The following is a 17,087-nucleotide window of genomic DNA, read 5'->3' as shown; positions in this document are numbered from 1 at the left end:
CCGCCGGGGGCCGCTCGCGCGCCGTTCCCTCGACACCCCGACCATCCAAAGCTTCGCCTCATGCAACGCCGCATCTTCCTTCTCAGCACCTTGTCCGCTGCCCTCGCAACCGCCGGTTGTGCCAGCGTCGCGCCCGCCACTGCCGCACTGCCGGGCCAATGGGACACCTTCAATCGAAGCCAGGTCGAGGCGCTCATCGAAGCACTGGGCAAGCGCAGTGCCGGCTACCAGCCTGCCAAGCCCCCGTATGCCGTGTTCGACTGGGACAACACCAGCATCTTCCTGGACATCGAAGAAGCCGTTCTGATCTACCAGCTGGAAAACCTGGCCTTCGGCGCGACGCCTGCCCAACTGGACACTGCGATCCGCCGCAACATTCCGGCCACGCCTTTCGTCGCTGCGCACAACAATGCCGCGGGCCGGTCCGTGGCCATCGACGCCATCGCGCAGGACATCGTGGCGAGCTACACCTGGCTCCATGCCAACTACGGCGGCCTGAAGGGCAATCTTCCGCTGGAAACCGTCAAGGCCAGCCCCCACTACGCCGCCTTCACCACCAAGCTGCGCTACCTCTACGAGGCCATCGGCGACACCTTCGACCACGACACGGCCTACCCCTGGGTCACCTACCTGTTCGCCGGGCTGACGCAGGACCAGGTGCGCGACATGACGGTCAAGACGGTGCGCTGGCAACTCGGCCAACCGGTCGCCAAGGTCACTTGGACGTCGCCCGCCGGTTTGCCCGGCCGCGCCGGCGTGGTGTCGGTCAGCTGGAAGAACGGCCTGCGCCTGCAGCCCGAGATGCAGGCGCTGTACCAGCGGTTCCGCCAGGCCGGATGGGATGTCTGGGTGTGCTCCGCCTCGTTCGTCGACGTGATCCGCGAGATCTCGTCCAACCCCGAATTCGGCTACGGGAACCCGGCCGACCGCGTGCTGGCCATGGAGCTCGAACGCGACGCCGATGGCCGCATCCAGCCCGAGTTCCGCCGCGGTTACGACCAGACCCAGGGCGCCGGCAAGACCAGGAACATCCGGCGCTTCCTCGTCCCGCGCTATGGCTACGGTCCGGCCTTCGTGGCCGGCGACAGCGAAGGAGACCAGAACATGATGGCCGACTTCCCGGAAACGAAGAAGGTGCTGATCGTCAACCGCCTGCGTGCCCCATCCACCGACATCGGCAAGTTCTCGGCGCAGGCAGTCCGCCAGTACGGCCAGGCCGACGCGCGCTACCTGCTGCAGGGGCGCAACGACAACACGGGCGATTGGGTGCCCTCGCAGCTGGCGACACCGCTGGGCGGCACCGTCGGCCGGGCGCTCAAATAGCCGGCCCTGTCGGGCGGGGTGGTACAAGGGGCGACCCCGTCCATCCACCAGCCACGCCCAAGGAGACACCAGGTGCCCGAACGCTATCCCCTGCCCGACCTCGACACCCTGCCCGACGACCTGCGCACCAAGATCCTCGCAGTGCAGGAGAAGGCCGGCTTCGTCCCCAACGTGTTCCTCGCGCTGGCGCGCCGACCGGCCGAGTGGCGCGCCTTCTTCGCCTACCACGACGCCTTGATGGATCCCGAGAGCGTGGGCCGCAGCAGCGCGCTGACCAAGGGCGACCGCGAGATGATCGTCACCGCCACCAGCGCGGCCAACCAGTGCCTGTACTGCGTGGTCGCGCATGGCGCGCTGCTGCGCATCTACGAGAAGAAGCCGCTGGTGGCCGACCAGGTGGCCGTGAACTGGCGCAAGGCCGACATCACGCCGCGCCAGCGCGCCATGCTGGCCTTCGCGATGAAGGTCTGCGAGCGCTCGCACGCCATCGACGATGCCGACTTCGCCGCGCTGGCCGAGCACGGCTTCAGCGACGAGGACGCCTGGGACATTGGCGCCATCACCGCCTTCTTCGGCCTGTCCAACCGCATGGCCAGCTTCAGCGGCATGCTGCCGAACGAAGAGTTCTACCTGATGGGCCGGGTGCCCAAGGCCAGGAAGTAGCTCAGTCCGCCACGGTGGCGCGCAGCCAGTCCGGCAGCGCCGCGGCCTTGCCCACCTCGTAGTCCACCCACATGGTGGTGCCGCCACCTTCGGCGCAGACCACCTCGGGCGCATCGGCGCGTGCCAGCGTCGCCCAGGTTTCGAAGGTGGTGCGCCCCGGGTCGCTGGCGTAGAGCTTCACGATGACCTCGCCCGGGTACTGCAGCTGCGCGTAGAAGTTGCAGAAGGCGTTGACGATCAGCGGCCCGGCGCCGCGGCCGTTGGCCATGCAGCCCAGCTGCTGGAACCAGTCCACGCGCGCGGTCTCGATGTAGCGGAAGTAGTTGGCGTTGTTCAGGTGGCCCATGGCGTCCATGTCGCCCCAGCGCATCGCGATGCGTGCCTCGTAGACCAGCTTCTTGCGTTCGGGGATGGCGATCCTCATGCCGCGAACCCGTCGTCGGCCGCGATCACGGCCCCGTTGATGAAGTGGCTCTGGTCGCTGGCCAGCAGCACGATCAGCGCGTCCAGGTCCTGTGGCTTGCCCACGCGCTTGCGCGGCAGCGTCTGCACGAGCTTCTTGCCCTGCTCGGTCTGCCAATGCGCGTGGTTGAGCTCGGTGTCGATGTAGCCCGGGCACAGCGCGTTCACGTTGATGCCGAAGCGGCCCCACTCCTGCGCCATGGCCCGCGTCATGTGCACCACCGCGGCCTTGGTCATGCTGTACACGCCGATCTGCGGCATGGCCTTGATGCCGGCCATCGAGGCCACGTTGATGATGCGCCCGCCCGTCCAGCTGCCCGGCGCGGCGCCGCGCGCCCTGGCCAGCATGCGCCTGCCGACCTCCTGTGCGACGAAGAAGGAGCCCTTGACGTTGGTGTCGAACATCTCGTCGTAGTCGTCCTCCTGCACATCCTGCAGCCGCTGCATGGTGCTCACGCCGGAGTTGTTCACCAGGATGTCGATGGAGCCGACCTCGGTCTCCGCATGCGCCACGGCCGCGCGGATGGAGTGCAGGTCGGTCACGTCGAGCGCAACCACGTGCGCGTCGCCGCCCTCCCCCTCGATGCGTGCGCGCAGCTGCTTGAGCCGCTCCATGCGCCGGCTGGCCAGCACCACGGCAGCACCGGCGCGCGCAAGCACCTGCGCGAACTGCATGCCGAGCCCGCTCGACGCCCCGGTGACCAAGGCCACGCGGCCCGAAAGATCGATGCTGTATGCCATGGCTGCCTCTTGTGATGCTCTGCTGGATGCCGCCCATTGTGACTGTCGCGCAGGTGAGCGGACACGCGCCGGCCTGTGCATAGAATCCCCGGGTTTTCCCGCGCGCGGCTGGCCGCGCGCGGGTGCCCCCACCACGAACGAGACAGCCCATACATGACGAACGAAGAAATCCTGGCCCAGTACGGTCCGCGCGAGGCCATGGAATACGACGTGGTCGTCGTCGGCGGCGGCCCCGGCGGCCTGGCCACGGCGATCCGGCTCAAGCAGCTGGCCGCAGAAAAAGGCAACGACATTTCCGTCGTGGTGCTCGAGAAAGGCTCCGAACCCGGCGCCCACATCCTGTCGGGCGCCATCATGGACCCGCGCGCACTGACCGAACTCATCCCCGACTGGAAGGACAAGGGCGCGCCGCTGACGCAGCCTGTCACCGACGACGCCTTCATGTTCCTGTCCGAGACAGGCGGCGTGCGCACGCCCAATTTCCTGCTGCCGGGCTGCTTCCAGAACCACGGCAACTACATCGTGCGCCTGGGCTTCGTGGTCAAGTGGCTGGCCGAGCAGGCCGAGGCCCTGGGCGTGGAGATCTTCCCGGGCTTCGCGGCGGCCGAGGTGCTCTACAACGAGGACGGCTCGGTCAAGGGCGTGGCCACCGGCAACCTGGGCGTGGGCAAGGACGGCGAGCCGACCGGCGAGTTCCAGATCGGCATGGAACTGCACGGCAAGTACACCGTGTTCGCCGAAGGCGCGCGCGGCCACCTGGGCCGCCAGCTCATCGCGCGCTACAAGCTCGATGCGGGCAAGGATCCCCAGAGCTTCGGCCTGGGTGTCAAGGAACTCTGGGAGATCGACCCTGCCCGCCACCAGCCCGGCCTGGTGCTGCACAGCGCCGGCTGGCCGCTGGACAACGACACCTACGGCGGCGCCTTCCTCTACCACCTGGACAACAACCAGGTCGCTCTGGGCTTCATCACCGGCCTGGGCTACAGCAACCCCTATCTGAGCCCCTTCGAGGAATTCCAGCGCTGGAAGACCCATCGCAACATCCGCTGGTACCTGGAAGGCGACGAAGCCCACGGCATCAAGCATGGCAAGCGCCTGGCCTATGGTGCGCGCGCGATCAACGCCAGCGGCCTGCTGGCCCTGCCCAAGACCGTGTTCCCGGGCGGTGCGCTGATCGGCTGCGAGGCCGGCTACCTGAACGTGGGCCGCATCAAGGGCAGCCACGCCGCCATCAAGACCGGCATGCTGGCGGCCGAGGCCGCCTACGACGCCGTGCAGGCCGGCCGCCAGCACGACGAACTGAGCGCCTACCCCGAGGCCTTCGAGAAGAGCTGGCTCTACACCGAGCTCAACAAGGACCGCAACTTCAAGAACTGGTTCAAGAAGGGCCTGACGGTGGCCACCGTCATGAACGGCCTGGAGCAGTTCGTGCTCAAGGGCAGGATGCCCTGGACGCTGCACCGCACCCAGCCCGACCACGCCATGCTCAAGCCGGCGGCCGAGTGCAAGCCCATCGTCTACCCCAAGCCCGATGGCAAGCTGACCTTCGACAAGCTGTCCAGCGTGTTCATCAGCAACACCAACCACAACGAGCACCAGCCGGCCCACCTGACGCTCAAGGACGCCAGCGTGCCCGTGAACGTGAACCTGGCCAAGTACGCCGGGCCGGAGGCACGCTACTGCCCGGCCGGCGTCTACGAGTTCGTGAAGGACGACGCCACGCAAAAGGACCGGTTGCAGATCAACGCGCAGAACTGCGTGCACTGCAAGACCTGCGACATCAAGGACCCGACGCAGAACATCGTCTGGGTCACACCCGAGGGCGGTGGCGGGCCGAACTACGCAGGCATGTAGGCGCACGGGGCGGCGGTGCACAGATCTGCACCGCACACCAAGCCGGTGCAAACGCGTATACCGCGCTGGCGCTTGGCTTGCTAAGGTCTGGCTTCCATCACCAAGAAGCACAAGCCATGGCAGAAATCGTCAGCAAGCTCAACGGCTACGTCTGGAGTCCGGTCCTCATCTACCTGTGCCTGGGCGTCGGCCTGTATTTCTCGATCCGCACGCGCTTCATGCAGGTGCGCGGCTTCAAGGAAATGCTGCGGCTCATGTTCAAGGGCGAGAAGTCTCCGGCCGGCGTCTCCTCGTTCCAGGCGTTGGCCATGTCGCTGTCGGGCCGGGTCGGCACGGGCAACATCGCCGGCGTCGCCACCGCCATCACCTTCGGCGGCCCCGGTGCCGTGTTCTGGATGTGGATGGTGGCCTTCCTGGGCGCTTCCACCGCCTATGTGGAGTCCACACTGGGCCAGATCTACAAGGAGGTCGACGACAACGGCCAGTACCGCGGCGGCCCGGCTTACTACATCGAGAAGGCCATGGGCCAGAAGTGGTATGCCTGGATCTTCGCGGTGGCCACCGTCATCGCCACCGGCCTGCTGCTGCCGGGCGTGCAGGCCAACAGCATCGCCTCCGGGATCGAGAACGCCTGGGGCGTGGCGCCGGCCGTCACCGCCGGCCTGCTGGCCATCGCGCTGGGCTTCATCATCTTCGGCGGCGTCAAGCGCATCGCGGCCTTCGCCGAGGTCGTGGTGCCCTTCATGGCGCTGGGCTACATCCTGATCGCGCTGGTCATCGTGGCCATCAACGTGGGCCAGGTCCCCTCCATGATTGCGCTGATCTTCAAGAGCGCCTTCGGGCTGGAGGCCGGCTTCGGCGCGGTGCTGGGCCTGGCCGTGGAATGGGGCGTCAAGCGCGGCGTGTACTCCAACGAAGCCGGCCAGGGCACGGGCCCGCACCCTGCCGCTGCGGCCGAGGTCTCGCACCCTGCCAAGCAAGGCTACGTGCAGGCCTTCTCGGTCTACATCGACACGCTGTTCGTCTGCTCCGCGACCGCCTTCATGGTGCTGTCCACGGGCATGTACAACGTACAGGGTCCCGATGGCGCGATGCTCGTGAACAAGCTGCCCGGCATGGCCGCAGGCGCGGGCTACACCCAGGCCGCGGTCGAGTCGGTGATGCCGGGCTTCGGCGCCAGCTTCGTGGCGCTGGCACTGACCTTCTTCGCATTCACGACCATCGTCGCCTACTACTACATGGCCGAGACCAACCTCAGCTACATCAACCGCAAGGCGCACAAGCCCTGGATGAGCTTCGTGCTCAAGATCGCGCTGATCGTCGCGGTGGTCTACGGCACCATCCGCAGCGCCGGCGTGGCCTGGGACATGGGCGACCTGGGCGTGGGCCTCATGGCCTGGCTCAACATCATCGCCATCCTGATCCTGCAAAAGCCCGCGCTGGCCTGCCTGCGCGACTACGAGAAGCAGAAGAAGGAAGGCAAGGATCCGATCTTCGACCCCGATGCACTGGGCATCAAGAACGCCGACCTGTGGCGCGAGATCCGCCAGCGCCAGATCGCGGCAGGCCAGCACAAGTCGTAGTACAAATCCTGAGGCGCACTGGCCCGCTTTTCGGGCATAGTCGCTAGGGTTCGCAATGCGGCGCCATCGGGGCGCCGCATTTTTTTGTACCCCAGGAAGACACCAGAGCATGCAACTCACCCGCATCGCCGCCGGCCTCGTGCTCGGCCTCGGCATGGCCTGCGCCGCCATGGCGCAGACCACCATGAAGATCAGCATCTCCACGGCCCAGAACTCGCACCAGGGCATCGCCATCGACACCTTCGCCAAGGAAGTCGAGAAGCGCACCAGCGGCCGCTACAAGGTGCAGACCTTCTACAACGGCGCGCTGGGCGGCGAACGCGAGTCGATCGAAGCCGTGCAACTCGGCACGCAGGAGCTGGCCTTCTCCTCCAGCGGCCCGATCCCCAACTTCGTGCCCGAGACCAAGATCCTGGACGTGCCCTTCCTGTTCCGCGACAAGGCCCATGCCCGCGCCGTGCTCGACGGCCCCATCGGGCAGGACCTGTTGGCCAAGTTCGATGCCAAGGGCTTCAAGGCGCTGGCCTGGGCAGAGAACGGCTTTCGGCACATGACCAACTCCAAGCGCGACATCAAGGCCCCCGAGGATCTGAAGGGCCTGAAGATGCGCACCATGGAGAACCCGGTGCACATCGCAGCCTACAAGGGCTTCGGCATCATCACCACGCCCATGGCCTTCCCGGAGGTCTTCACCGCCCTGCAGCAGGGCACGGTGGACGGCCAGGAGAACCCGCTGTCGGTCATCATCTCGGCCAAGTTCGACCAGGTGCAAAAGCACCTGTCGCTGACCGGCCATGTCTATTCGCCGGCCATCTTCGTCATGAACAAGGCTTCGTTCGACAAGCTCAGCGCGGCCGACAAACAGGCCTTCGTCGATGCGGCCAAGGAAGGCACGAAGGCCAACCGCGCCCGCGTGGACGAGGACGACGCCAAGGGCGTGGCCGACCTGCGCGCCAAGGGCGTGACCGTCATCGACAGCCTGGACAAGACCAAGTTCGTCAATGCGCTGACCACGGTCAATGCGCAGTTCGAAAAGGACTTCGGCAAGGCCAACCTGGACAAGATCCGCGCCGTGCAATAAACGCGCGCGCCGCCTCGACGCCCGCTTTCCGCGGGCTTTTTGTTTTTCCGGGCCCTGCCATGCGACAACTGTTCCTGCGCGTCGAACGCGTCACCACCTTCACCGCCCTCGTGGGCGCCTGCGCCATGCTGGTCGTGGCCGCCGCGCTGGGCGTGTTCCAGATCCTCACCCGCTTCGTGCTGGAGCAACCGGCCGAGTGGACCGAGGTGCTGATCCGCTTCTCGCTGATCTGGATGGTGTTCCTGGGCATTCCGCTGGCCTTCCGCCAAGGCGCCATGGTCAGCGTGGACGTGCTGTACCGCTGGAGCCCGCCACGCGTGCGCCGCGCGCTCGATGCCGTGGTCGCCATCGCAGCGCTGTCGCTGATCGGCGTGATCGTCTGGTGGGGCTGGGACTACGCGCAGCGCGGTGGCGTGCAGACCATGGCCGGGCTGGAGAGCCTGTCCATGTTCTGGGCCTACCTGGCCATGCCCGTCGGCGGGCTGTTCTGCGTGTTCGGCATCGTGGCCAACTGGCTCGATCCGCAGCGCAACGAACTCGACACCGCCCAATAACTAGAACAACAGAGAGAGGACCGCCATGACCACCGTCATGATCTCCACCATGGTGCTGTGCTTCGCACTCACCATCTCGGTGGCCGTTTCCATCGGCCTGGCCTCGGTGCTGGGCATCCAGGTGGCCAACGTCAACATGCTGATCTCCGTGAAGGAGATGTTCGGCGCCATCAACAAGTTTCCGCTGGCCGCGATTCCGTTCTTCATCCTCGCCGGCAACCTCATGGAGACCGGCGGCATCTCGCGCCGGCTGGTCGAGTTCGCCAAGAGCATCGTGGGCGGCGTGCAGGGCGGGCTGCCCATGACATGCGTGCTGACCTGCATGATCTTCGCGGCGGTCTCGGGCTCTTCCGTGGCCACCACCTTCGCCATCGGCGCCATCCTGATCCCGGCCCTCATCAAGCACGGCTACCCGACCAGCTACGCCGCAGCGCTGCAGGCCACGAGCGCCGAGCTCGGCGTGATCATCCCGCCGTCCATCCCGCTGATCCTGTACGGCGTCAGCGCGGAGGTGTCCATCGGCGAGCTGTTCATCGCCGGCTTCGGCCCCGGTATCCTGATCAGCGGCGCGCTGATGCTGTTCGTCTGGCTCTACTGCAAGTACAAGGGCTGGGGCAAGAACGACGGCGATGGTCGGCTCAAGCTGCTGCCCGCCACCTGGCAGGCCGGCTGGGCCTTGCTGATGCCCGTCATCATCCTGGGCGGCATTTACGGCGGCGTGTTCACGCCCACGGAGGCCTCGGCCGTGGCGGTGCTCTATGCACTGGTCGTGGGCATGCTGATCTACCGCGAGATCGGCCTGCGCGACCTGTTCCCCATCCTGCGCAAGTCGGTGATCTCCTCGGCCGTGATCATGTTCATCATTGCCAACGCCGGCCTGTTCGCCTTCCTGATCACGCGCGCCGGCGTGCCCGACGCCATCGGCCGCTGGCTGGAGGCGGTGCTGCAGTCGCCCGCGCTGTTCCTGCTGGGCGTGAACGCCGCGCTGTTCGTGATCGGCATGTTCATCGAGACCAGCGCCGCCATCATCGTGCTGGCGCCCATTCTTGCGCCCGTGGCCATGCACTTCGGCATCGACCCGGTGCACTTCGGCCTGATCATGGTGGTGAACCTCGCGCTGGGCATGATCACGCCGCCCTTCGGCGTGAACCTGTTCGCGGCCTGCACGGTGGCCCGCATTCCGCTGGACCGGATCATCGGGCACCTGATCCCCTTCGTGCTGGTGATCCTGGGCTGCCTGATGGTCATCACCTATGTGCCGGGCATCTCGCTGGTGCTGCGCGACCTGGCGTTCGCCAAATAGCGCTGCCCCGTGGTTAGAATCCGCGCCGGTCAGGAGAGAGCCTTTTTCGCGAGGGCCGCCGACGGCGCAGGAAACCCTCCGAACGCTCAGGCAAAAGGACTGATCCAGGTCTTGTGAAGACCTTCCTCACTGGAGAGAGACCCGCCTGCGAGCGGGTCCACCGAAGGGGCAAACCGCGCAAGCGGCGAATCTCTCAGGTAAAGCGGACAGCGAGGCAGCCCATGGTGCTTGTTGGCGCCATGCCGTGTTTCTGCCTCCAGGAAGTCCGCCATGTCTACCGACACCTTGCTGCACACGCCGCTGCACGCCCTGCACCTCGAACTGGGCGCGCGCATGGTGCCTTTCGCCGGCTACAGCATGCCGGTGCAATACCCCAAGGGCCTGATGGCCGAGCACCTGCAGGTGCGCGCCTCGGCGGGGCTGTTCGACGTCTCGCACATGGGCCAGCTCCGGCTGCAAGGCCCGGATGCGGCCGCCGCGTTCGAGACGCTGGTTCCCGTCGACGTGCTGGGCCTCGCCGTCGACAAGCAGCGCTACGGCCTGCTGCTGGCGGACGACGGCGGCATCCTCGACGACCTGATGTTCGTGAACCGTGGCGACCATCTGTTCGTGATCGTCAACGGGGCTTGCAAGGTGGCGGACATCGCGCACATCCAGGCCCGCATCGGCCAGCGCTGCGGCGTTGTGCCCATGCCCGACCATGGCTTGCTCGCGCTGCAAGGTCCCAAGGCCGTCGATGCGCTGGCCCGCGTGGTGCTGGGCGTCGACCAACTCGTCTTCATGACCGGCGGCGCCTTCGACTGGAACGGCGCGGCGCTGTACATCACGCGCAGCGGCTACACGGGCGAGGACGGCTTCGAGATCTCCGTGCCCGGCCCCTGGGCCGAGTCGCTGGCCCGCGCGCTCCTGGCCCAGCCCGAGGTGCTGCCCATCGGCCTGGGCGCGCGCAACTCGCTGCGCCTGGAAGCCGGCCTGTGCCTGTACGGCAACGACATCGACACCACGACCACGCCCGTGGAAGCCCAGCTGAATTGGGCCATGCAGAAGGTGCGCCGCACAGGTGGCGCGCGGGCGGGTGGTTTCCCCGGCGCCGACAAGGTGCTGGCGCAGCTGGACGGCAGCATGCCTGTCGAACGCAAGCGCGTGGGCCTGGTCGCGCTGGAGCGTGTGCCCGTGCGCGAACACGCGGCTCTGCAGTCCATCGACGGCCAGGCCGTCGGCGAAGTGACGAGCGGGCTGCTCGCCCCCAGCGTCGACAAGCCCGTCGCCATGGCCTACGTGCGCACGGAATTTGCTGCACCGGGTACCAAGATCAACGCCATCGTGCGCGGCAAGGCCGTGCCCATGGAAGTCGTCGCCCTGCCCTTCACCCCGCCGCGCTACCACCGCGGCTGAACCTCTTTCCCCAACCCAAGGACAACCCATGATCAAGTACACCGAAGACCACGAATGGCTGAAGGTCGAGGGCGACACCGCCACCGTCGGCATCACCGTCCACGCGCAGGATGCGCTGGGCGATGTGGTGTTCGTCGACCTGCCCGAAGTGGGCAAGACGCTGGCACACAAGGACGTGGCCGGCGTGGTCGAGTCGGTCAAGGCCGCGGCCGACGTCTACATGCCGGTGGACGGCGAGATCGTCGAGGTCAACGAAGCCCTGCGCGCCGACCCGGCCCTGGCCAACAGCGACCCGCTCGGTGCCGGCTGGTTCTTCAAGGTCAAGCTGTCGGACGCGTCGCAACTCGACGCCCTGCTCGACGAGACCGCCTACAACGCTTTCGCCGCCAACAACTGATCTTCACCGGATTCCGCGCGCCATGGCCGAGACCACGCCCTCCCTCTCCGAACTCGAGAACCCCTCGGAGTTCATCGCCCGCCACATCGGCATCACGCCGGCCGACGAGGCCCGCATGCTGGCTGTGGTCGAAGCGGCCTCGCGCCAGGAACTCGTGGCCGGCATCGTGCCGGCCAGCATCGCGCGCGCCGCGCCCATGCAACTGCCACCCGCCGCCAGCGAAGCGGCAGCATTGGCCGAGCTGCGCGCCATCGCCGCGCAGAACCGGGTCTTCAAGAGCTACATCGGCCAGGGCTACCACCGCACGCTGACGCCGGGCGTCATCCTGCGCAACATCCTGGAGAACCCCGCCTGGTACACGGCCTACACGCCCTACCAGGCCGAGATCAGCCAGGGCCGCATGGAAGCGCTGGTCAACTTCCAGACCATGGTCACGGACCTGACCGGCATGGACATCGCCAACGCCTCCATGCTGGACGAGGCCACGGCCGCGGCCGAGGCCATGACGCTGGCCAAACGCAGCGTCAAGAGCAAGAGCAATGTGTTCCTGGTGGCCAGCGACTGCCATCCGCAAACCATCGAGGTCGTGCGCACGCGGGCCGAACCGCTGGGCATCGAAGTCGTGGTCGCACCGCTGGCCGAGCTGCGCACGCAGGCCGGCTTCGGCCTGCTGTTGCAGTACCCCGGCACGGCCGGCGCGCTGCCCGAGGTGCAAGGCCTGGCCGACGCGCTGCACGCGCAGGACGCCGCGCTGTGCGTCGCAGCCGACCTGCTGGCCCTGGTGCTGCTCGCTCCGCCCGGCAGCTGGGGCGCCGACATCGTGGTCGGCACCACGCAGCGTTTCGGCATGCCCATGGGCAACGGCGGCCCGCACGCGGCCTACATGGCCTGTCGCGACGCCTTCAAGCGCTCGCTGCCGGGCCGCCTCGTCGGCGTCAGCGTGGACGTGGAAGGCCGCCCGGCCTACCGGCTTGCGCTGCAGACGCGCGAGCAGCACATCCGCCGCGAGAAGGCCACCTCCAACATCTGCACGGCCCAGGTGCTGCCGGCCGTCGTGGCCAGCATGTACGCGGTCTACCACGGCCCGCAGGGCCTGACCCGCATCGCCCAGCGCACCGCGCGCCTGGCCGCCATCCTGGCGCGCGGGCTGGAAGCCATGGGCTTCGCGCTCGTGCACGGTGCCGGCTTCGACACGCTGGCCGTGCGCACGGGTCGCGAGACCTCGGCCATCCTCGACCGCGCCCAGCGCGGCCAGGCCAACCTGCGGCTGCTGGCCGAGGACTGCCTGGGTGTGGCGCTGGACGAGACCACCACGCGCGAGGACATCGTCTCGCTGTGGACCTGGTTCGCCGCCGACGCATCCAAGGTGCCGGCCTTCGCCGCGCTCGAAGCCGGTGCGCCCGACCGCATCCCGCCCGCCCTGCGCCGCGCCACGCCCTTCCTCACGCACCCGGTGTTCAACACCCACCACAGCGAGACCGGCATGCTGCGCTACATCCGCGCGCTATCGGACAAGGATCTCGCGCTGGACCGCAGCATGATCCCGCTGGGCAGCTGCACCATGAAGCTCAACGCCACCAGCGAGATGATCCCCATCACCTGGCCGGGCTTCGCCGAGATCCACCCGTTCGCGCCCGCCGACCAGCTGCAGGGCTATGCCACGCTGAACCGCCAGCTCTGCGACTGGCTCAGCCAGGCCACGGGCTACGCCGGCATCAGCCTGCAGCCCAATGCGGGCTCGCAGGGCGAGTACGCGGGCCTCTTGGCCATCCGCGCCTGGCACAAGGCGCGCGGCCAGGGCCAGCGCGACATCTGCCTGATCCCCTCCTCCGCCCATGGCACCAACCCGGCCAGCGCGCAGATGGTCGGCCTCACGGTGGTCGTGACGGCCTGCGACGCCCAGGGCAACGTGGACCTGGGCGACCTCGCCGCCAAGTGCGAGAAGCACGCCGACCGGCTGGCCTGCGTGATGATCACCTACCCCAGCACGCACGGCGTGTTCGAAACCCAGGTCAAGGAACTCTGCGCCCTCGTGCACCGGCACGGCGGCCGGGTCTACGTGGACGGCGCCAACATGAACGCGCTGGTCGGCGTGGCCGCACCGGGTGAGTTCGGCGGCGACGTGAGCCACCTGAACCTGCACAAGACCTTCTGCATCCCGCACGGCGGCGGAGGCCCCGGCGTCGGCCCGGTCTGCGTGGTCGAGGACCTGCTGCCCTACCTGCCTGGCCACGACACGGCCGGCCTGGACCATGGCGGTGTCGGCGCCGTCTCGGCGGCCCCCTTGGGCAATGCGGCCGTGCTGCCAATCAGCTGGATGTACATCCGCATGATGGGCGGCGCCGGCCTCACCCAGGCCACCGAGACCGCCATCCTGTCGGCCAACTACGTCAGCGCGCGGCTGCGCGAGCACTTCCCCACGCTGTACGCCTCGGCCAACGGCCATGTGGCGCACGAGTGCATCCTGGACCTGCGCGGCATCACCAAGACCAGCGGCGTGACGGCCGAGGACGTGGCCAAGCGCCTGATCGACTACGGCTTCCACGCGCCCACGCTGTCCTTCCCGGTGGCCGGCACGCTGATGGTCGAGCCGACCGAGAGCGAAACCCTGTTCGAACTGGACCGTTTCATCGATGCGATGATCGCCATCCGCGCCGAGATCCGGCAGGTCGAAAACGGAACATGGCCCCCAGGCGACAACCCGCTCAAGAACGCTCCCCACACCGCCGCCACGCTGCTGCAGGCCGACTGGGCGCGCCCCTATGCGCGCGAGCTCGGCGCCGTCGCCAAGCCGGGCCAGGCCCTGGCCAAGTACTGGCCGCCGGTGGCGCGCGTGGACAACGTCTACGGCGACCGCAACCTGTTCTGCAGCTGCGTGCCCGTCGAGGCCTACGCCTGAGCATGGCCCCGGGCGGCGCGCGATGAACACGCCCGCCCGCCCACCGCTGGACATGCCGGCCGACGCGCCGGCCATCGAGAGCTACCAGCTGCCCCAGCTGATCCGCGACCTGCGCACCTACCAGGCCGAGCTGGAGAGCCAGAACAAGGTCCTGCGCTACAGCCAGTCCATGGCCGAAGCCGCGTCCGAGCGCTTCGAGACACTGTTCTCCAGCGTGCCGCTGGCGCTCATGGTCATCGACGAGCACGACCTCGTGGTGCAGAGCAACTCGATGGCGCAGCGCTCGTTCCAGCCGACCGAGCGCGACCGGCCGCTCAACTTCCTGATGCCCTTCGTGAGCGCCACCAGCGCCGCGGCCGTGCAGGCGGCTTTCGCCCAGGCCCGCACCGAGGGCCATGCCGAGGCCAAGGAGGTGCTGTTCCAGATCGGCGACGACGGCGCCATCACGGGCGACCTGCACATCGCGCGGCTGGACAACGCGCACGAACCCGTGGCGCACTTCATCTGCGCCGTGATCGACCAGGGCCCGCTGCTGGCCGAGCGCCGCGCGCTGCTGCAAAGCGGCGCCGAGCTGCAGCAGCGCAACGAGCAGCTGCGCCTGAGCGAAGCGCGGCTGGCGGACATCATCAACTCCTCGCTGGACGCCATCGTCTGCGTGGACCGCGAGCGCCGCATCACGGTGTTCAACCCCACGGCCGCCGCGCTGTTCCAGTGCCCGCCGGCCGACGCGCTGGGCAGCCCGCTGGAGCGCTTTTTCCCTGATGCGGCCGAGGTGCTGGCCATGCACCAGATCTCCACCGAGCTGCCGCCCACCGAGCTGCAGGCCCTGACCGCGCGGGGCACGGCCGTGCCGGTGGAGGTCAGCATGGCCTTCGGCGACACCACCACCGTGTTCGCGCGCGACCTGACCGCGCGCAAGCGCGAGGAGGCGCAGCGCAATGCGCTGGAGGCCCAGCTGCGCGAGTCGCAGAAGATGCAGGCCGTGGGCACCATGGCCGGCGGCATCGCGCACGACTTCAACAACATCCTGCACGCCATCCTGGGCAACGTGGAGCTGGCCAAGGAAGACAGTGGCCTGAACAGCACGGCGCAGGAAAGCCTGCGCGAAATCGAGAAGGCCGGCCGGCGCGCGCGCGACCTGGTGCGCCAGATCCTGACCTTCAGCCGCAACGAGGCGCCGCGGCGCGTGCCCACCGACCTGGCCGAGGTCACCAGCGAGACCGAGCGGCTGCTGCGCGTGACGCTGCCGCCGCAGGTGGAACTGCTGCTGCGCGTGCACCCCGGCGTGCCCGCGGTGCTGGCCGATCCCACGCAGGTCGAGCAGGCCGTGCTGAACCTGTGCACCAACGCCGTCCAGGCCATCCAGGCCACGCCCGAGGCGCGCGGCACGGTCTGGATCGAGCTGCAGAGCGAGGCGCCCTCGCCCGCCCGCTGCGCCCGGCTGGGCCTCGCGCCCGGCCACTACGCGCGGCTCAGCGTGCGCGACAACGGCCCGGGCATGGACCCGGCCACGCGCGAGCGCATCTTCGAGCCCTTTTTCACGACCAAGGAGGTCGGCCAGGGCACGGGCCTGGGGCTGGCGGTGGTGCACGGCGTCATGCGCAGCAACGGTGGCGCCGTGGACGTGCACAGCGAGCCCGGCCGCGGCAGCCACTTCATGCTGTACTTCCCGTCCACGAGCGAAGCCGCCGAGGCCGCCGCCAGCGCACCGCCCCCACCGGCCAGCGTGCAGGGCAGCGGCCAGCACGTGATGTACGTGGACGACGACCAGGCCCTGGTGTTCCTGGTCGAGCGGCTGCTGCGCCGGCGCGGTTTCCGCGTCAGCGGTTTCACCGACCCGCACGCGGCCACCGAGGCCCTGCGCGCCGAACCCCAGGGCTACGACCTGGTCGTGACCGACTACAACATGCCCGGCTACTGCGGCGTGGACCTGGTGCGCGAGGCGCGCGGCATCCGCGCCGACCTGCCCGTGGCGCTGGCCTCGGGCTACGTCACGGCCGAGATCGAGCGCGAAGCCATGGCCGAAGGCGCGCGCGCGCTGATCCACAAGCCCAACGACGTGCAGGAGCTGTGCGCCACGGTGCAGCGGCTGCTGCAGGAGAACGCTTGAGCGCAGACCTGCAGGTCGTGTACGCGGACGCGGCGCTGCTGGTGCTCGACAAGCCTGCCGGCCTGCTGTGCGTGCCGGGCCGCGGCCCGGACAAGCAGGACTGCCTGGCCGCGCGCGCGCAGGCGCGCTACCCCGACGCGCTGGTCGTGCACCGGCTCGACATGGCGACCTCGGGCCTGGTGCTCATGGGCCGCGGCACGGCGGCGCAACGTGCCTTGTCGATGGCTTTTGAGCAGCGCCGCATCGGCAAGCGCTACGAGGCCGTGGTCGATGGTGCCTGGACCCTGCCGCCCGAGGCGGATGGCTGGGGCTGCATCGACCTCCCGATCCGGCTGGACTGGCCGCGCCGGCCGCTGTCCATCGTCGACCCGGTGGACGGCCGGCCCAGCCGCACGCGCTGGCGACTGCTGACGTGCGACGCGCAGAGCAGCCGCCTCGCGCTGGAGCCCGTCACGGGCCGTTCGCACCAGCTGCGGCTGCACCTGGCCGCGCAAGGCCATGCCATCCTGGGCGATCCGCTGTACGCCAGCGCGGCCGTGCAGGCGCGCGCGCCGAGGCTGCTGCTGCATGCCTGCTGGCTCCAGCTGCAGCACCCGGCCGACGGGCGCGCGCTGCAGTTCGAGAGTCCCGCTTCGTTCTGAAGCCCAGACGCGCAGGCGACAGCCCTGCCGGCCGCAGCCAGGCCGCAGGACTATGCTTGGCCGCTCCCCACGACCAAGAAG

Annotated in this window: 14 protein-coding genes and 2 riboswitches; of the genes, 12 read left to right on the top strand and 2 right to left on the bottom strand. The window is 68.4% G+C overall.

Annotation, left to right across the window (positions count from 1 at the left end):
* The first annotated feature begins 60 nt into the window (after window positions 1-60).
* Entirely contained in the window at window positions 61-1,323 is a 1,263-nt protein-coding gene (locus ASF45_RS22535; protein ID WP_056668211.1) for an HAD family hydrolase, read from the top strand.
* A gap of 72 nt (window positions 1,324-1,395) precedes the next feature.
* Complete coding sequence (locus tag ASF45_RS22530) at window positions 1,396-1,986, top strand: peroxidase-related enzyme (RefSeq protein ID WP_056668205.1); 591 nt, start codon at window positions 1,396-1,398, stop codon at window positions 1,984-1,986.
* 1 nt (window position 1,987) lies between these two features.
* Here the strand turns inward: ASF45_RS22530 and ASF45_RS22525 are convergent, their stop codons facing one another.
* Both ASF45_RS22525 and ASF45_RS22520 read right to left on the bottom strand, forming a co-directional pair.
* Entirely contained in the window at window positions 1,988-2,410 is a 423-nt protein-coding gene (locus ASF45_RS22525; protein ID WP_056668204.1) for a thioesterase family protein, read from the bottom strand.
* Window positions 2,407-3,189 carry an SDR family oxidoreductase gene (locus ASF45_RS22520; protein ID WP_056668201.1) on the bottom strand — a complete coding sequence of 261 codons (783 nt, stop codon included), beginning with the start codon at window positions 3,187-3,189 and terminating at the stop codon, window positions 2,407-2,409. Before ASF45_RS22520 ends, ASF45_RS22525 begins: the two co-directional genes overlap by 4 nt.
* A gap of 153 nt (window positions 3,190-3,342) precedes the next feature.
* Between ASF45_RS22520 and ASF45_RS22515 the strand changes: the two genes are divergently transcribed.
* The 10 genes from ASF45_RS22515 (at window position 3,343) to ASF45_RS22470 (ending at window position 17,006) form a co-directional block, all read left to right on the top strand.
* The gene (locus ASF45_RS22515) at window positions 3,343-5,043 is read left to right on the top strand and encodes an electron transfer flavoprotein-ubiquinone oxidoreductase (protein ID WP_056668198.1); all 1,701 of its coding nucleotides are present in this window, start codon (window positions 3,343-3,345) and stop codon (window positions 5,041-5,043) included.
* Window positions 5,044-5,159: 116 nt separating this feature from the next.
* The gene (locus tag ASF45_RS22510; RefSeq protein WP_056668195.1) at window positions 5,160-6,626 is read left to right on the top strand and encodes a sodium:alanine symporter family protein; all 1,467 of its coding nucleotides are present in this window, start codon (window positions 5,160-5,162) and stop codon (window positions 6,624-6,626) included.
* Between the two features lie 109 nt (window positions 6,627-6,735).
* Entirely contained in the window at window positions 6,736-7,707 is a 972-nt protein-coding gene (locus ASF45_RS22505; RefSeq protein ID WP_056668192.1) for a TRAP transporter substrate-binding protein, read from the top strand.
* Window positions 7,708-7,766: 59 nt separating this feature from the next.
* A complete protein-coding gene (locus ASF45_RS22500; protein ID WP_056668189.1) occupies window positions 7,767-8,261 on the top strand; it encodes a TRAP transporter small permease in 495 nt (164 codons plus the stop codon).
* 25 nt (window positions 8,262-8,286) lie between these two features.
* The gene (locus tag ASF45_RS22495; protein ID WP_056668188.1) at window positions 8,287-9,564 is read left to right on the top strand and encodes a TRAP transporter large permease; all 1,278 of its coding nucleotides are present in this window, start codon (window positions 8,287-8,289) and stop codon (window positions 9,562-9,564) included.
* 20 nt (window positions 9,565-9,584) lie between these two features.
* Window positions 9,585-9,676, top strand: a riboswitch (glycine riboswitch).
* Between the two features lie 7 nt (window positions 9,677-9,683).
* Window positions 9,684-9,784, top strand: a riboswitch (glycine riboswitch).
* A 50-nt stretch (window positions 9,785-9,834) separates the two neighbouring features.
* Window positions 9,835-10,959: a glycine cleavage system aminomethyltransferase GcvT gene (gene gcvT / locus ASF45_RS22490; RefSeq protein ID WP_056668185.1), complete on the top strand. Its 1,125-nt coding sequence runs from the start codon at window positions 9,835-9,837 to the stop codon at window positions 10,957-10,959.
* A gap of 28 nt (window positions 10,960-10,987) precedes the next feature.
* Entirely contained in the window at window positions 10,988-11,356 is a 369-nt protein-coding gene (gene gcvH, locus ASF45_RS22485) for a glycine cleavage system protein GcvH (protein ID WP_056668182.1), read from the top strand.
* A 22-nt stretch (window positions 11,357-11,378) separates the two neighbouring features.
* Window positions 11,379-14,255: an aminomethyl-transferring glycine dehydrogenase gene (gene gcvP / locus ASF45_RS22480; RefSeq protein ID WP_056668179.1), complete on the top strand. Its 2,877-nt coding sequence runs from the start codon at window positions 11,379-11,381 to the stop codon at window positions 14,253-14,255.
* A gap of 22 nt (window positions 14,256-14,277) precedes the next feature.
* A complete protein-coding gene (locus ASF45_RS22475) occupies window positions 14,278-16,365 on the top strand; it encodes an ATP-binding protein (RefSeq protein ID WP_056668176.1) in 2,088 nt (695 codons plus the stop codon).
* Window positions 16,362-17,006 (top strand): RluA family pseudouridine synthase, encoded by a 645-nt coding sequence (locus tag ASF45_RS22470; protein WP_082551213.1) that lies wholly within the window; start codon window positions 16,362-16,364, stop codon window positions 17,004-17,006. The genes ASF45_RS22475 and ASF45_RS22470 overlap by 4 nt, the downstream gene beginning before the upstream one ends.
* Window positions 17,007-17,087: the final 81 nt, after the last annotated feature.

Source organism: Pseudorhodoferax sp. Leaf265 (assembly GCF_001422365.1).
Taxonomy (GTDB): Bacteria; Pseudomonadota; Gammaproteobacteria; order Burkholderiales; family Burkholderiaceae_C; genus Pseudorhodoferax.
This window is presented reverse-complemented; position numbering and strand designations above follow the sequence as displayed.

Coding starts and splice junctions, on each gene's coding strand:
- ASF45_RS22495 (WP_056668188.1), top strand. CDS start 8,287: ATGACCACCGTCATGATCTCCACCATGGTGCTGTGCTTCGCACTCACC.
- ASF45_RS22505 (WP_056668192.1), top strand. CDS start 6,736: ATGCAACTCACCCGCATCGCCGCCGGCCTCGTGCTCGGCCTCGGCATG.
- gcvP (WP_056668179.1), top strand. CDS start 11,379: ATGGCCGAGACCACGCCCTCCCTCTCCGAACTCGAGAACCCCTCGGAG.
- ASF45_RS22525 (WP_056668204.1), bottom strand. CDS start 2,410: ATGAGGATCGCCATCCCCGAACGCAAGAAGCTGGTCTACGAGGCACGC.
- ASF45_RS22475 (WP_056668176.1), top strand. CDS start 14,278: ATGAACACGCCCGCCCGCCCACCGCTGGACATGCCGGCCGACGCGCCG.
- ASF45_RS22535 (WP_056668211.1), top strand. CDS start 61: ATGCAACGCCGCATCTTCCTTCTCAGCACCTTGTCCGCTGCCCTCGCA.
- ASF45_RS22500 (WP_056668189.1), top strand. CDS start 7,767: ATGCGACAACTGTTCCTGCGCGTCGAACGCGTCACCACCTTCACCGCC.
- gcvT (WP_056668185.1), top strand. CDS start 9,835: ATGTCTACCGACACCTTGCTGCACACGCCGCTGCACGCCCTGCACCTC.
- ASF45_RS22510 (WP_056668195.1), top strand. CDS start 5,160: ATGGCAGAAATCGTCAGCAAGCTCAACGGCTACGTCTGGAGTCCGGTC.
- ASF45_RS22515 (WP_056668198.1), top strand. CDS start 3,343: ATGACGAACGAAGAAATCCTGGCCCAGTACGGTCCGCGCGAGGCCATG.
- gcvH (WP_056668182.1), top strand. CDS start 10,988: ATGATCAAGTACACCGAAGACCACGAATGGCTGAAGGTCGAGGGCGAC.
- ASF45_RS22520 (WP_056668201.1), bottom strand. CDS start 3,189: ATGGCATACAGCATCGATCTTTCGGGCCGCGTGGCCTTGGTCACCGGG.